Source organism: Duganella sp. LjRoot269, assembly GCF_964254095.1.
Taxonomy (GTDB): Bacteria; Pseudomonadota; Gammaproteobacteria; order Burkholderiales; family Burkholderiaceae_D; genus Rugamonas; species Rugamonas hordei.
The window spans coordinates 7,177,760-7,191,372 of record NZ_CAXUSL020000001.1 but is presented as its reverse complement, the minus strand read 5'-3'; the positions used below and the strand labels follow the sequence as shown (position 1 = coordinate 7,191,372).

Below are 13,613 nucleotides of genomic sequence, written 5' to 3'. Positions count from 1 at the left end.
GCTACGGCGGCGACGCCGACGGGCCGGCCGGCAAGGTGATGATCAGCGTGGTGGTCTGCGCGTCGTCGTCCACCGCGAACGCCACCTCGCCGTGCTGGGCGCGCGCCAGCAGGCGCGCCGAGTAGGTGCCCAGGCCGGTGCCGCTGGCCTTGCCGTCGGTGACGAACTTGTCGAAGAAGCGCGCCCGTATCGCCGCCGGGATCACGCCCTTGTTGACGATCTCGATGCGCAGCGGCGCGTCGGCATACAGGGTGGCGATGACCCGGGTGCGCTCCGGCGCCGCCTCGCAGGCGTTCTTGATCAGGTTGTTGAGCAGCGAATACGTCAGCATGCCGTCGCCCAGCGCCAGCGGCGGATCGGTGCCGACGTCGAAGTCGGTGTCGACCGCGACCACCAGCTGCTTGCCGGCGTAGGTGGCGCGCGCCGTCTCCACCACCCGCCGCAGCATGTCGCTGATCGCCAGTGGCTCGGCCCGCAGCAGGTATTTGCCGGTCTCGATCTTGTACAACTCGGTCGACAGGTTGACCATGTCGATCACCTGCAGCATGGCCTGTTCGGCCAGCCGCAGGTGCTCGTTCTGGCGCCGGTCCAGGTCGCCCGCGTCGATCAGCGACTGCACCAGGCCGATGGCGCCGGCCAGCGGCCCTTTCAGGTCGTGCCGGGTCATGGCCTCGACATCGTCGCGCAGGCGGGCGATCGCCAGCATGTTGTCGTAGTCGGCCTGCAGGTGGCGGCGCAGCTCGACGTAGCGCATGAAATTGTCGACCCGCAGCTTGAGCTGGGTCGGATCGATCGGCTTGGTGACGAAATCCACCGCGCCCAGCTCCATGCCCTGCAGGCGCGCGCTGTCGTCGGTCAGCGCGGTGACGAAGATGATGGGCACGTTCTCGGAGTTCGGATGCTCGCGCATGCGGCGCGCCACCTCGAAGCCGTCCAGGCCGGGCATCATCACGTCCAGCAGCACCAGGTCGGGAGGCGTGTCGGAACAGCACAGCGCCAGTGCCTTCTCGCCGTTGTGGGCGGCCTTGATGCGGTACTGGCCCTTGAAGATATTGGCCAGCACGTGCAGGTTGTCGGCGGTGTCGTCCACCAGCAGCAGGGTCGGCGGCGGCGGTTCCAGCGGCGGCAGGTGGACCGCGCCGGGCGCCACGGCCGCAGGCTCGGCCGCCGGCGCCGCCGCAGGCGCGACCATGTCCGGCGCCGGCGGCGCCACGTGGTGCGCCATCGCGCGCTGCACGCTGGTGGCCAGCCGGCCGGCCGTGTACGGCTTGACCAGCAGGTCGCTGACGCCGCTGGCAATGGCCGCCTCGATGCGGCTGCGCTCGGCCTCGGCGGTGATCATGATGAACGGCGTATGCGCATGGCGAGGACTGGCCCGCATCAGCTGCAGCAGGGCGATGCCGGTCATGGCCGGCATGTTCCAGTCGGAGATCACCAGGTCGTAGCGCTTGCGCTCGATCATGCGCCAGGCTTCGGCTCCGTCGCCGGCCAGCTCCACCGGCCCGTAGCCCAGGGCGGCCAACTGACCCGCTGTCACCTTGCGCATCGTTTCGACATCATCGACCACCAGCACCTTCAGCACTTGCGCCATGCAACCCTCCTGTGTCGGTAACCGCTTGGCAGCGGGCAATTGCATCATTATCCTGTTTTTTTGCTGCAATCTTATTAAAACATCGAAAGAAAATTTCCCTGGATATGGCTAAAATTTCAGGGGTTTGATCATGTCGTACAGCGCCTGGGCTGCGGGCGACAGGTATCCAGATTTTCGCGTGATGAGCGCCAGTTGGCGCGAGATGACCGGCTCCTTCAGCCGGATGATGCGTACGCGCGGATAGCTGCCCTTCTGGATCGCCAGGTTGGGCACGATGGCCGCCGCGATGCCCGACGCCACCAGTCCCACGGCCGTCGAGCTGCGCTGCACCTCGTACTGGAAGTGCAGGTCCAGGTCCATGCTCTTGCTGCCCAGGTAGCTGTCGAGCAGCGCGCGGTTGCCGTTGACGTCGCCCGAGAAGATCAGCGGGTAGGACTGGATCTGCGACCACGTCAGCGAGCGGCGCTTGGCCAGTGGATGATCGTCGCGGCAGATCAGCACGAAGTGGTCGTCCAGCAGCGGCACGGAGGTCAGCTCCGGGTGCGTGCTGCCGGCCAAGTTGATGCCGAACTCCGCCTCCCGCCGCAGCACCGCCTCGGCCACCCGCAGCGAGGCGTGGTCGAGGATCTTGATGCGGTTGTCGGGGAAGCGCGACGAATATTCCTGGATGATCTGCGGCAGGTACTGGATGCCGACCGTCGGCACGCAGGCGATCGCCACGTCGCCGCGCTGCGCCTTGCCGGTCTCGCGGATCTCGTTCAGCGTGGACGACAGCTCCTGCAGCAAGCGCCGCGCCTGCGGCAGGAAGTCCTTGCCGATGCTGGTCAGCGCGATTGAGCGCGTGGTGCGCTCGACCAGCATCACGCCGAGGAAGTCCTCCAGGTTGCGCAGCCGCTGGGTGACGGCGGTCTGCGTGACGTACAACGTCTCCGCCGCTTTTTGAAAGCCGCCGAAGTCCGCGATCGCGACAAAAGCCTGCACGCCGAGTATGTCGATTTTCATCAGAAAAATGAATGAATAGTCTAAATAAATTCATTGTACTTATATTTCGGAGAGGAAGAAAATTCGCCCTAACGAAACATAGAGGAGCGCATCATGCCCTTATCGACAATCTTCCTGGTGTTTTCCAAGCTGGCGCTGATGGGCTTTGGCGGTGTGATGCCGTTCGCTTACCGTGCCCTGGTCGAGCAGCGCAAGTGGCTGACGGCCGAGGAGTTCGCGCAGTATCTCGCCAGTAGCCAGATGCTGCCCGGTCCGACGATCTGCAATGTCTCCCTGATGGTGGGCAACCGCTACGCCGGCACCGCCGGCGCGCTGGCGGCGCTGGCCGGCATGGTCGGCGGCCCGTTCCTGGTGGTCGTCGCCCTGGGCGTGGTATATCAGCGCTTCGGCGACATCGAGATGTTCCGCCACGCGATACGCGGCATGGCGGCGGTGGCGGCCGGGCTGATCCTTGCCACCGCCGTGAAGATGGCCAAGGCCATGTTCGCCAAGGTCGGCTGGCGCGAGCGTCGCACGCTGTTGCAGGCGGCCTTGCTGGCGCTGGCCTTCATCGGGCTGGGCCTGCTGCAATGGCAGCTGGCGCTGGTGTTCTGCGTGCTGGCGCCGTTGGGCACCGGCGCGACCTATCTGCTGGGAGAAAAGAAATGAACGAGCAATCTCCGGTGCTGGAACTCTCGCTGCACATAGCGTTGATGTCGTTGATGGCGGTGGGCGGCGGCGTGGTGCTGCTCGGACCACAGGTGGGGCACTACGTGGTCGAAGGCAAGCAGTGGCTGAACAATGAGCAGTTCTCGGCCGCCTATGCAATCGCGCAGGCGGCGCCCGGCCCCAACCTGCTGTTCGTCTCGCTGGTGGGCTGGCTGATCGCCGGCTGGGCGGGCGCGATCTTCACCACGCTGGCGGTGCTGGCGCCTTCGACGCTGCTGACGCTGACCGCGATACGCCTGCAGGCCCGCCACGCCGGAGGGCGATGGACGCAAGCGCTGGGTGACGCCTTCGCGCCGATATCGATAGGCTTCCTGGCGGCCACGGCCTGGCTGTTCGCCCGGATCTCCAACGTCAACTGGCATGCCGACGTGCTGACGGTGCTGGCCGCGCTGATCCTGCTCCGCTCCAAAATCAATCCGGTGATGCTGATCGCGGCCGGCGCGCTGGCCGGCGCGTTGCGTCTCATCTGAGCGCGTGCGCCGTGGAGCGTGAGCGCAGCGACGCCGATGGACACTGGCCGAACAGCTTGCGGTAGTCGCTGGAGAACTGGCTGAAGTTGCTCAGCCCCCAGGAGCCGGCCACGTCGCCGATGGCGCCGCCGTCCTGCAGCTGCCGCCGCACGCCGTTCAGGCGCACCATGCGCAGGTACAGCATGGGGCTCATGCCCAGCACATCCTCGAAGCAGTATTGCAGCGTGCGGCGGCTCACGTGCACGCGCTCACACAGCTCCGGCACCGTGATCGAATCGCCGCGATGGGCCATGATGTACTCGCGCGCCAGCGACACCACGTGGCGCCGGCGTTTCAGGCTGGCCGCCAGCGCCGGCTCCACGCTGCTGTGGTCCAGCATGTCGATCAGCGCGCCCAGCACCAGCTCCTGCCATTGTCCGTCACAGCCGTCGTGGCCGCCTGCGGCCATCTCCTCGGCCGGCAGCAGCTGCGACAGCAGGCGCAGGCATTTGGCCTGGGCTTGCGCATCCACCTGCAACAGCTCGGCCGACTGCACCCGCTGCCAGTCGATCCGGGAGCCGTAGCGGCGCGCCGTCTCGGCCAACAGCTCGCGGCTGGCGACGATGCCGAAGATGCTGTAGGCGCTCGGTGTTACCAGTTCGAACTCAACGTTGCCAGGTTGAACCATAATCCGGTCGGCCTCGGTCTGGCGGCCGTTGATGCGGGTGCTGGCGCCGTGGTCGGGCAGGCCGAACCAGATGGCGTCCGGCCACACGCGGCAGGATTGGCGCACCGACTGGCTCAGGCTTTCGCGGAACACTTGCAGCTGCGGCAGGCGCAACTCGGTCAGCGCGCCACGGAACAGGCCGGAGCTGATCTGGTCGTAGCTTTGTTGCCAGTTGGTGAGCTTGCTGGCCAGTTCATCGGCGTCGTGCGCCATCACGGTGCGCAAATCTGGCGCACTGTGTACCAATCCTGTCGCAGTCTGGTGCATATTATTTTTCTCCCGCTGTTGTTTTCCCGTTATTTCTTCCTGTGGACACCAGTCCACCGCAAGTTTGCCGATTTTCGATAACGCTAGCATTTGGCTCGCTTCTATACTCGATTCCGCTGCAACTTCCATACCAGAGCGCTTTACCTTAGGGAGAATCACATGAATGCAAAACAGGCGGCCGGGCAACCGGCGCTGCAACAGTCGCTGGGCACCTTCCAGTTGTGGGGCATCGCTGTAGGCCTGGTGATCTCGGGCGAGTACTTCGGCTGGAGCTACGGCTGGGCCTCGGCGGGGACGCTGGGCTTTACCATCACCGCGCTGTTCATCGCGGCCATGTACACCACGTTTATCTTCAGCTTTACCGAGCTGACCACGTCGATCCCGCACGCGGGCGGACCGTTCGCCTACAGCAAGCGCGCCTTCGGCCCGGTCGGCGGCTACCTGGCCGGCGCGGCCACGCTGATCGAGTTCGTGTTCGCGCCGCCGGCGATCGCGCTGGCGATCGGCGCTTATCTGAACGTGCAGTTTCCCACCGTCGATCCGAAGACGGCGGCGGTTGGCGCCTACGTCGTGTTCATGACATTGAACATCGTCGGCGTGCAGGTGGCGGCCACCTTCGAGCTGCTGATGACGCTGCTCGCCATCTTCGAATTACTGGTGTTTATGGGCGTCGTCTCGCCCGGCTTCTCGGTGGCGAACTTCGTCAAGGGCGGCTGGTCGGGCCAGGACCGCTTCAGCATCGCATCGATCCCCGGCATGTTCGCGGCGATCCCCTTCGCGATCTGGTTTTTCCTGGCGATCGAGGGTGTGGCCATGGCGGCCGAGGAAGCCAAGGATCCGAAACGGTCGATTCCCATCGCCTACATCGCCGGCATCATCACGCTGGTGCTGCTGGCGATCGGCGTGATGGTGTTTGCCGGCGGCGCGGGCGACTGGACCAAGCTGGCCAACATCAACGATCCGCTGCCCCAGGCGATGAAGATCATCGTCGGCGAGCACAGCAACTGGCTGCACATGCTGGTGTGGCTGGGCCTGTTCGGCCTGATCGCTTCCTTCCACGGCATCATCCTCGGCTATTCGCGCCAGATCTTCGCGCTGGCCCGCGAGGCTTACCTGCCGCACTACTTCGCCAAGATCCACCCGCGCTTCAAGACGCCGCACCGCGCCATCCTCGCGGGCGGCGTGATCGGCATCGCCGCCATCTACAGCGACGAGCTGATCAAGATCGGCGGCCAGACCCTGACCGCCAACATCGTCACCATGTCGGTGTTCGGCGCCATCACCATGTACATCCTCAGCATGCTCAGCCTGTTCAAGCTGCGCCGCTTGGAGCCGCACATGGCGCGTCCTTTCCGCGCACCGTTCTATCCGCTGTTCCCGGCGATCGCGCTGACCGGCGCGCTGATCTGCCTGGTGACGATGATCTATTACAACCTGCTGATCTTTGGCGTGTTCGTCGGCTTCCTGGCCGCCGGCTATGGTTTCTTCCTGGCCACCAAGGGCAATCGCCAGCAGCACGCGGCGCTTGACGCTGCCTAACCTACATCAACGGAGCACTCTTCATGTCCCAATCCATTTTCTCCCTGCTGGCCGCGGCCGGCCTGGCTTGCGCGGCAGGCGGCGCGTTGGCCGCCGACGCCGCGCCGGCGGCGCCCGCGCCCGACTGGACCAATACCGGCAACATCACGCTGGCGTCCGACTATCTGTTCCGCGGCATCTCGCAGACGCAGGCCAAGCCGACGGCGCAGGCCACGCTGGACTTCACCCACGTCAGCGGCTTCTACCTGGGCCTGTTCGGCTCCGGCGTCTCGCACGCGGCCTATAACAACGGCAGCGGTTCGGAGATCGATGTCTATGGCGGATACCGCTATCCACTCAGCGCGGACAGCAATATCGACGCCGGCCTGGTCACCTACTGGTACCCCGGCGCGCACTACGCGGCCGGCGGCAAGGACATCAAGTATCATACCCAGGAGGCCAAGCTGGGCGTCAACATCGGCGCCTTCAACGCCTACGCCTGGGTGGCGCTGAGCCGATACTGGTTCGGCTTCGCGGTGCAGCCGGACAGCGGCAAGCTGGCCGATACGCGCGGCACCGCCTATGCCGAGGTGAACTGGAATCCCGAACTGATGCCGGGCCTGGTGCTGAACCTGCACGCGGGCCGCCAGCAGGTGCGCAACATGAGCGATTTCAATTTCTTCGACGTCAAGGCGGGCGTGACCAAGACCTTCGACAGTTGGGCGGTCTCGGCGGCGGGCACCTACAACAGCGGCGACGCCAGCAAGAACGGCACGCCCTTGTGGACCTTCTTCAACGCCGACGGCAGCGGCAAGAACGTGGCACAGAAGCGCCTGGTCGTGACGGCCTCGCGCAACTTTTAACAACATCGAGCAACCTCGAGTACACCGGCGGCATCGGGAGACGGCAATGAGCAGCTTTGCACATACGGTAGGCAGCAGGACATATCAGTTCCGCGACCTGAAGGACTTGATGGCGAAGGCGACGCCGGCGCGTTCCGGCGACTATCTGGCGGGGCTGGCGGCGGCCAGCGCCGAGGAGCGGGTGGCGGCGCAGATGGCGCTGGCCGGGCTGCCGCTGTCGCTGTTCCTGAACCAGATGGTGGTGCCGTACGAGCAGGACGAGGTGACGCGGCTGATCATCGACGACCACGACCGCGTCGCCTTCGCCCGCATCGCCCACCTGACCGTGGGCGACTTCCGCAACTGGCTGCTGGGCGACGCCGCCGACGAAGCCGCGCTGGCCGCCGTCGCCCCCGGCATCACGCCGGAGATGGCGGCGGCCGTTTCCAAGATCATGCGCATCCAGGACCTGATCCTGGTGGCGAAGAAATGCCGCGTCGTTACCGGCTTCCGCAACACCATCGGCCTGGCGGGCTGCATGTCGACGCGCCTGCAGCCGAACCACCCGACCGACGATGCCAGCGGCATCGCCGCCAGCGTGCTGGACGGCCTGCTGTACGGCAGCGGCGACGCGGTGATCGGCATCAACCCGGCCACCGACAACGTGCCGCAGGTGATCAAGATCGTCACCATGCTCGACGAGATCATCGGCCGCTACGCCATCCCCACGCAATCGTGCGTGCTGACCCACGTCACCAACACCATCGCCGCCATCGAACGCGGCGCGCCGATCGACCTGGTGTTCCAGTCGATCGCCGGCACCGAGGCGGCCAACGCCGGCTTCGGCATCAACCTGGCCTTGCTGGCGGAGGCGCAACAGGCGGCGCTGTCGCTGCAACGGGGCACGGTGGGCAACAACGTGATGTACTTCGAGACCGGGCAGGGCAGCGCGCTGTCGGCCAACGCCCATCACGGCGTCGACCAGCAGACCTGCGAGACGCGCGCCTACGCGGTGGCGCGCAAGTTCCAGCCGCTGCTGGTCAATTCGGTGGTGGGTTTCATCGGCCCCGAGTACCTGTACGACGGCAAGCAGATCGTGCGCGCGGGGCTGGAAGACCACTTCTGCGCCAAGCTGCTGGGCCTGCCGATGGGCTGCGACGTCTGCTACACCAACCACGCCGAGGCCGACCAGAACGACATGGACATCCTGCTGACCCTGTTGGGCACGGCCGGCTGCACCTTCGTCATGGGCATTCCCGGCTCGGACGACATCATGCTCAACTACCAGACCACGTCCTTCCACGACGCGCTGTATGCGCGCCGGGTGCTGGGCCTGAAGCCGGCGCCGGAATTCGAGGCTTGGCTGAAGGAGATGGAAATCTTCACCCGCGACGATTACGTTACACTGGGCGAAGCGCTGCCGGCCTCCTTCCAGCGCGCGCTGGCCAGCCTGAACTGATGGGTAAGCACATGAACGACGACGAGGGCCTGCTGCCCGCCAGTCCCTCCGGCCCCAGCGGCGACGGCGTGGTGACGCCCAATCCGTGGGGTTCGCTGCGGCGTTTCACGGCGGCGCGCATCGCGCTGGGGCGCAGCGGCGTCAGCCAGCCGACCGCGCCGCAACTGGAATTCCAGCTGGCGCATGCGCGCGCGCGCGACGCGGTCCACCTGGCCCTGGATCACGCCGCGCTGGGCGACGCCTTGCGGGCCGCCACCGGCTTGCCCTGCCTGCCGCTGCACAGCGCGGCCGTCAGCCGCGACATCTACCTGCAGCGCCCCGACCTGGGCCGGCGCCTGGACGACGCCTCGCGCCGGGCCCTGCTGGAGCGCCCGCGCGACGGCGCCGGCTACGATCTCGCCTTCGTCATCGCCGACGGCTTGTCGGCGCTGGCCATCGAGCAGAACGTCCGGCCCTTCCTGACAGCGTTGATGGCGCGGCTGGCGGCCGAATCCTGGTCGCTGGCGCCGCTGTCCATCGTCCGCCAGGGACGGGTGGCGGTGGGCGACGAGGTGGGCGAGTTGCTGGGCGCGCGCGCGGTGCTGGTGCTGATCGGCGAACGCCCTGGCCTGAGCTCGCCGGACAGCATGGGCCTGTATCTGACTTGGGCGCCGCGCGTCGGCCTGAGCGACGCCGCCCGCAATTGCATCTCGAATGTGCGTCCGGCGGGCTTGACCTACGACGACGCAGCCTTCAAGCTTCACTACCTGCTGTCCGAATCGCGCCGGCGCCAATTGTCCGGCGTCGCGCTGAAGGATGAAACGGCAGCCGACAGCGCCGCCATGGAGGCGCCGCAGCGCAATTTCCTGCTGGAGTGAGACAAGTGAGATCGCAGCAATGAGCCGTACCGGCCGACTTTTCCTACTGATGGACGCCATGCGCGGCTACCGCCGCCCCGTCACCGCCGCCCGCCTGGCCGAGCAGCTGGGCGTCTCCGAACGCACCATTTACCGCGACATCCAGACCCTGGCCGGCCTCGGCGCGCCGCTGGAAGGCGAGGCCGGCGTCGGCTACATGCTGAAGGCCGGCTTCTTCCTGCCGCCGTTGATGTTCGGCGCCGACGAGCTGGAGGCGCTGGTGCTGGGCGCGCGCTGGGTGCGCAGGCAGGGCGACGAGGCGTTGGCCGCCGCCGCCAACAACGCGCTGGCCAAGATCGCCGCCGCCACGCCGAAGGACTTGCGCGACGACATGGCCGAGACCAGCCTGTGGGTGCCGCTGGGCATGGACCAGAACGCCGCCAGCGACGTCCACGTGCGGCCGGTGCGCGAGGCGATCCGTTACCAGCACCGCCTGCGCATGGCCTATTGCGACGAGCACGGCAAGCCGTCGGACCGGTGGGTCTGGCCGTTTGCGCTGGCGTTCCTGGAAGGGCGCCGGCTGCTGGCCGCGTGGTGCGAGCTGCGCATGGCCTTCCGCCATTTCCGCATCGACCGCATCGCCTCGGTGGAGTCGACCGGGCAGCGCTACCCGGCGCGCCGCAGCGACCTGCTGAAGACCTGGCGCCAGCAACAGAACCTGCGCGAAGACTACTGACAAAAACTGTCGCGGGGCGGGCTTACGATGAACTCCTCAACCCAGTCATCGGAGATTTGCAAATGCGCTTATACCACCACCCCGCCTCCTCCAGCTCGCGCCGCGTGATGCTGGCCGCCGTCCACATGGGCACGCCGCTGGAACTGACCGAAGTAAACCTGATGAGCCCGGAAGACCGGCGGCGGCTGGTCGCGCTCAATCCCAACAGCAAGGTGCCGGTGCTGCAGGACAGCGACTTTATCCTGTGGGAATCCTGCGCCATCATGCAGTACCTGGCCGACCGCACGCTGGGGCAGACCCTGTATCCCGACAACATCGTGGCGCGGGCCGACATCAACCGCTGGCTGCTGTGGTCGTCCCAGCATTTCGCGCCGGCGCTGGGGGCCATCGTCTATGAAAACATCTGGAAGGGGCTGACCGGCAACGGCGCGGCCGACCCGGCGGAACTGGAGCGCGCCGGGCGCCAGGTGGCGCAATTCGCCGCCGTGCTGGAGCAGCACCTGGCGGGGCGCGAATGGGTGGTCGGCGACAAGCTGAGCCTGGCGGACTTCGCGCTGGCGTCGTCGTTGATGTACACCGAGCAAGCCAAATTGCCGGTCACGCAATATCCGAAGCTGATGGCCTGGTATGGCCGCGTGCAGCAGCTGGAGGCGTGGAAGCAGACGGTGCCGGTCTGGTAAGGAAATGTGCTCCTTATGTGAACTGGCGCACAGAGCAGGACGGGGTGGCGGGGTATTCTTGAAACGTCTCCTCTGGAGGAGATCCCTAGTTTTGGACTTTGCCCGCTCCCCAGCGGGCTTTTTTTTGTCTACAGCATCAATACCGCGTACAGCGACTGCACTTCGAGCGCGGATTCGGTCATGATCGCGTGCAGCGTGCCTTCGCCGACGACGAAGTCGATGGTGCGGGCGCCTTGCAGGGTGGTGGCGCCGGGGCGCTGGTACAGCGGCGAGTGGACCGGCGACAAGTCGTTGGCCAGCAGCAGCGTGTCGCCCAGCGTTTCCGGCGGCAGCGCGCGCAAGCCCACCCACATCGATTCGATGGCGCGCGACACGGCTTCCGGCACGTCCAGCTTGGCCATCACGCCGCGGCCTATCGTCACCTCGCCGTGCTCGACCCAGTCCTCCGGCTCGCCTTCCATCACTTCCGGGTATTCGCCGGCGCAGGACAGCATGTAGAACCCGGCCACCTCGTGCATGATGCCGGCAAACAGCGCCGTGTCCGGGTCGACATGGGTGACCCGGCGCGCGATCACCTGCGACAGGGCCGCCACGTGCGCCGTGTGTTCCCACAATTGGTTGACCTTGGCCAGCAGGGCGGGATCGGTGATCTGGCTGCCGATCTGGCGCACGATCAGCGCCGCGACCAGCGATTGCAGGGTGCGCACGCCGAGCCGCTGCACGGCCGCGCGCACGCTGGAAATTTCAGTACCGGAGCGGTTGTAGGCCACCGAGTTGGCGATGGCGACGCTGCGCGCCGCCAGCAACGGGTCCGCCTGGATCAGCTTGGCCGCCGCTTCGACGTGGCAGTCGGGATCGTTGAGCGCCTGCTGCAGGCGCAGCGAGGCGTTGACGTTGGCAGGGAACGTCAGCTCCCCCCGGCTCGCCTGAGCGGCAATGGTCTTGAAGGCGTCGAGTCTGTCCATGCAAAAAAATTATACTCGGAATATTGCCTTGCGGCACTTCTTGGAAAAATACTTTTTTGCCGTACCACGCCCGCCGCCGCCGGGCTTATTGCTCGCTGAAGATGGCGTCGCAGCCGTCCTGGGTGGCGTCGGTGTCTTGCAGTTCGTCGGTCAGGCCCAGGTCGAACAGTTCCTCGATCGCGTTCATGAAGCTGTTGTGCTTGGTTGCGCCGATCAGACGATAGATCTCGCCGGCTTCGTTGCGGATGCCGATCAGCAGCTTTTCCTGGCGCACTTCGTCTGGTGTGGCCTGGTTCAGCAGCAGGTTGCCGATGATGTGTTTGTCGAATTTGGCAGGCTTTTTGCCTTCGAGCAGTGTCGTTTTCAAATGTTTTCCTTGGTTGAGTCAGGGGTGGACGGGCATTCGGTGTGGCCGGCCATGATCACAGTTTTGAGCTCGGACAGGGTTTTTTCAAGTGCCGCGAAATCGTCCTCGGTGTAGTGCGCAAACACTTTCCCGCTCTGTGAGATGACCTCCGGGAAGACGTCGCAGAACACCTGCTCGCCCTCCCTGGTCAGCTTCACGAAGAAGGAACGTTTGTCGCAGTCGTTGCGCTGACGTTCCACCAATCCTTTTTGCTCCAGCCGTTCGATCACGCCGGTCAGCGTGCCCTTGGTGATCAGCGTCTTGTCGCCCAGTTCTTTATAGGACATGCCGGGCGTATTGCCCAGCGTGGCGATGATATCGAACTGGGCGTGCGTCAAGCCGCTCTGGCGCACGTACTGTCCAGAGAGCCGTTCATAGCTCTGTAAGCAATCCGCCAGCAGCCGGATACTTTTCAAAAATCGTTCACCCATAGACTGTGATTATAGCTGTTTCGCACGGGCAGCCCCGGGCGGGTACTATAATGACGGACGAACATTGATAATAAAAAAGCCATGCCTCAACACTTGCGCGGCATCGCCGCTCTGCTGATCGTGACCCTGGTGTGGGGCACGACTTTCCCCGCGATGAAGGACATGACCGGCTACCTGTCGGCCAGCTGGATCGTGCTGTGCCGCTTCGCGCTGGCCGGCCTGCTGTTGCTGCCGTTTATGTGGCGCGCCCGGTGGAACGATATCCGCTGGGGCATCGCCGCCGGCGCGGTGTTGTTCCTGTGCTACGTGTTCCAGATCGAGGGGCTGGCGCTGACCAGTTCCAACCGCAACGCCTTCGTCACCGGCCTCAACGTGCTGGTGCCGCCGCTGCTGGGCGTGCTGCTCGGGGCCAAACTGGAGCGCCGCATCGTCGTCGCGCTGGTGCTGGCGCTGGCCGGCTTGTTCGCGCTGTGCTGGGAAGGCAGCTTCACCTGGGGCCGCGGCGACACGCTGGCGCTGCTGTGCGCGCTGTTCTTCGGCATCTACGTCAAGCTGATGGAAAGCACCACCCGCAAGGTCGAGAAGCTGATGGTGCTGACGGCCTCGCAAATCCTCACCGTGGCCGTGTGCGCGGCGGCCTGGCTGCTGATACGCGAAGTGCCGCTGGGCCTGGCCGAGCGCAGCCAGGACCTGCCGGACTATGTCAGCTATATCTGGAAGGGCTTGCAGATGTACGGCCTGAACCTGGTCTACCTGGGCGTGGTGGCCACGGCGGCCATCATTTCGCTGCAAACCTGGGGCCAGAGCCACAGCAGCGCCAACGAGGCGGCCGTGATCTACGCCTTCGAGCCGGGCTGCGCCGCCATCTTCGCGTATTTCTGGCTGGGCGAGACGCTGGCCTGGAACGGACTGCTGGGCGCGGTGCTGTTGATCTCCGGTATGATCGTCAGCCAGTGGAGCACCGAGCGGCCTGCCGCCGCGCTGGCCCCGGAGTAG

The 13,613-nt window shown here is 65.6% G+C and carries 15 protein-coding genes; 9 read left to right on the top strand and 6 right to left on the bottom strand.

Annotated features, from left to right (window positions below; genetic code table 11):
- Position 1: 1 nt before the first annotated feature.
- Together ACSQ3S_RS32200 and ACSQ3S_RS32195 are read right to left on the bottom strand one after the other, a co-directional pair.
- Entirely contained in the window at positions 2–1,591 is a 1,590-nt protein-coding gene (locus ACSQ3S_RS32200; RefSeq protein ID WP_436144935.1) for an ATP-binding response regulator, read from the bottom strand.
- 108 nt (positions 1,592–1,699) lie between these two features.
- On the bottom strand, positions 1,700–2,593 hold the full coding sequence (locus ACSQ3S_RS32195; RefSeq protein ID WP_436144934.1) for a LysR family transcriptional regulator: 894 nt from the start codon (positions 2,591–2,593) through the stop codon (positions 1,700–1,702).
- A gap of 93 nt (positions 2,594–2,686) precedes the next feature.
- Here ACSQ3S_RS32195 and ACSQ3S_RS32190 point away from each other — a divergent pair, with 93 nt between their 5' ends.
- Positions 2,687–3,241 carry a chromate transporter gene (locus tag ACSQ3S_RS32190; RefSeq protein ID WP_436144933.1) on the top strand — a complete coding sequence of 185 codons (555 nt, stop codon included), beginning with the start codon at positions 2,687–2,689 and terminating at the stop codon, positions 3,239–3,241.
- Entirely contained in the window at positions 3,238–3,771 is a 534-nt protein-coding gene (locus ACSQ3S_RS32185) for a chromate transporter (RefSeq protein ID WP_436144932.1), read from the top strand. The genes ACSQ3S_RS32190 and ACSQ3S_RS32185 overlap by 4 nt, the downstream gene beginning before the upstream one ends.
- On the opposite strand, the gene ACSQ3S_RS32180 is transcribed toward ACSQ3S_RS32185, so the two are convergent.
- Positions 3,764–4,744: a helix-turn-helix domain-containing protein gene (locus tag ACSQ3S_RS32180; RefSeq protein ID WP_436144931.1), complete on the bottom strand. Its 981-nt coding sequence runs from the start codon at positions 4,742–4,744 to the stop codon at positions 3,764–3,766. The two genes, ACSQ3S_RS32185 and ACSQ3S_RS32180, sit on opposite strands and share 8 nt — an antisense overlap.
- A gap of 159 nt (positions 4,745–4,903) precedes the next feature.
- Here ACSQ3S_RS32180 and eat point away from each other — a divergent pair, with 159 nt between their 5' ends.
- The 6 genes from eat (at position 4,904) to ACSQ3S_RS32150 (ending at position 10,815) form a co-directional block, all read left to right on the top strand.
- Positions 4,904–6,283: an ethanolamine permease gene (gene eat / locus ACSQ3S_RS32175; protein WP_436144930.1), complete on the top strand. Its 1,380-nt coding sequence runs from the start codon at positions 4,904–4,906 to the stop codon at positions 6,281–6,283.
- 23 nt (positions 6,284–6,306) lie between these two features.
- Positions 6,307–7,125, top strand: a complete 819-nt coding sequence (locus ACSQ3S_RS32170; RefSeq protein ID WP_413447512.1) for a TorF family putative porin — start codon at positions 6,307–6,309, stop codon at positions 7,123–7,125.
- A gap of 46 nt (positions 7,126–7,171) precedes the next feature.
- Complete coding sequence (locus ACSQ3S_RS32165; protein ID WP_353404412.1) at positions 7,172–8,563, top strand: ethanolamine ammonia-lyase subunit EutB; 1,392 nt, start codon at positions 7,172–7,174, stop codon at positions 8,561–8,563.
- An 11-nt stretch (positions 8,564–8,574) separates the two neighbouring features.
- Complete coding sequence (gene eutC / locus ACSQ3S_RS32160) at positions 8,575–9,420, top strand: ethanolamine ammonia-lyase subunit EutC (protein ID WP_436144929.1); 846 nt, start codon at positions 8,575–8,577, stop codon at positions 9,418–9,420.
- Between the two features lie 19 nt (positions 9,421–9,439).
- Entirely contained in the window at positions 9,440–10,135 is a 696-nt protein-coding gene (locus ACSQ3S_RS32155) for a helix-turn-helix transcriptional regulator (protein WP_176655778.1), read from the top strand.
- Positions 10,136–10,197: 62 nt separating this feature from the next.
- Complete coding sequence (locus tag ACSQ3S_RS32150) at positions 10,198–10,815, top strand: glutathione S-transferase family protein (protein WP_176655777.1); 618 nt, start codon at positions 10,198–10,200, stop codon at positions 10,813–10,815.
- A 128-nt stretch (positions 10,816–10,943) separates the two neighbouring features.
- Here the strand turns inward: ACSQ3S_RS32150 and ACSQ3S_RS32145 are convergent, their stop codons facing one another.
- The 3 genes from ACSQ3S_RS32145 to ACSQ3S_RS32135 all read right to left on the bottom strand — a co-directional run bounded on the left by ACSQ3S_RS32145 (position 10,944) and on the right by ACSQ3S_RS32135 (position 12,617).
- Complete coding sequence (locus tag ACSQ3S_RS32145; protein WP_353404410.1) at positions 10,944–11,780, bottom strand: HDOD domain-containing protein; 837 nt, start codon at positions 11,778–11,780, stop codon at positions 10,944–10,946.
- Positions 11,781–11,865: 85 nt separating this feature from the next.
- Positions 11,866–12,147: a hypothetical protein gene (locus tag ACSQ3S_RS32140; protein WP_176655775.1), complete on the bottom strand. Its 282-nt coding sequence runs from the start codon at positions 12,145–12,147 to the stop codon at positions 11,866–11,868.
- Positions 12,144–12,617 carry a MarR family winged helix-turn-helix transcriptional regulator gene (locus tag ACSQ3S_RS32135; protein WP_176655774.1) on the bottom strand — a complete coding sequence of 158 codons (474 nt, stop codon included), beginning with the start codon at positions 12,615–12,617 and terminating at the stop codon, positions 12,144–12,146. The genes ACSQ3S_RS32140 and ACSQ3S_RS32135 overlap by 4 nt, the downstream gene beginning before the upstream one ends.
- 81 nt (positions 12,618–12,698) lie before the next feature.
- On the opposite strand from ACSQ3S_RS32135, the gene ACSQ3S_RS32130 reads away from it, so the two are divergent.
- Positions 12,699–13,613 (top strand): DMT family transporter, encoded by a 915-nt coding sequence (locus tag ACSQ3S_RS32130; RefSeq protein WP_353404409.1) that lies wholly within the window; start codon positions 12,699–12,701, stop codon positions 13,611–13,613.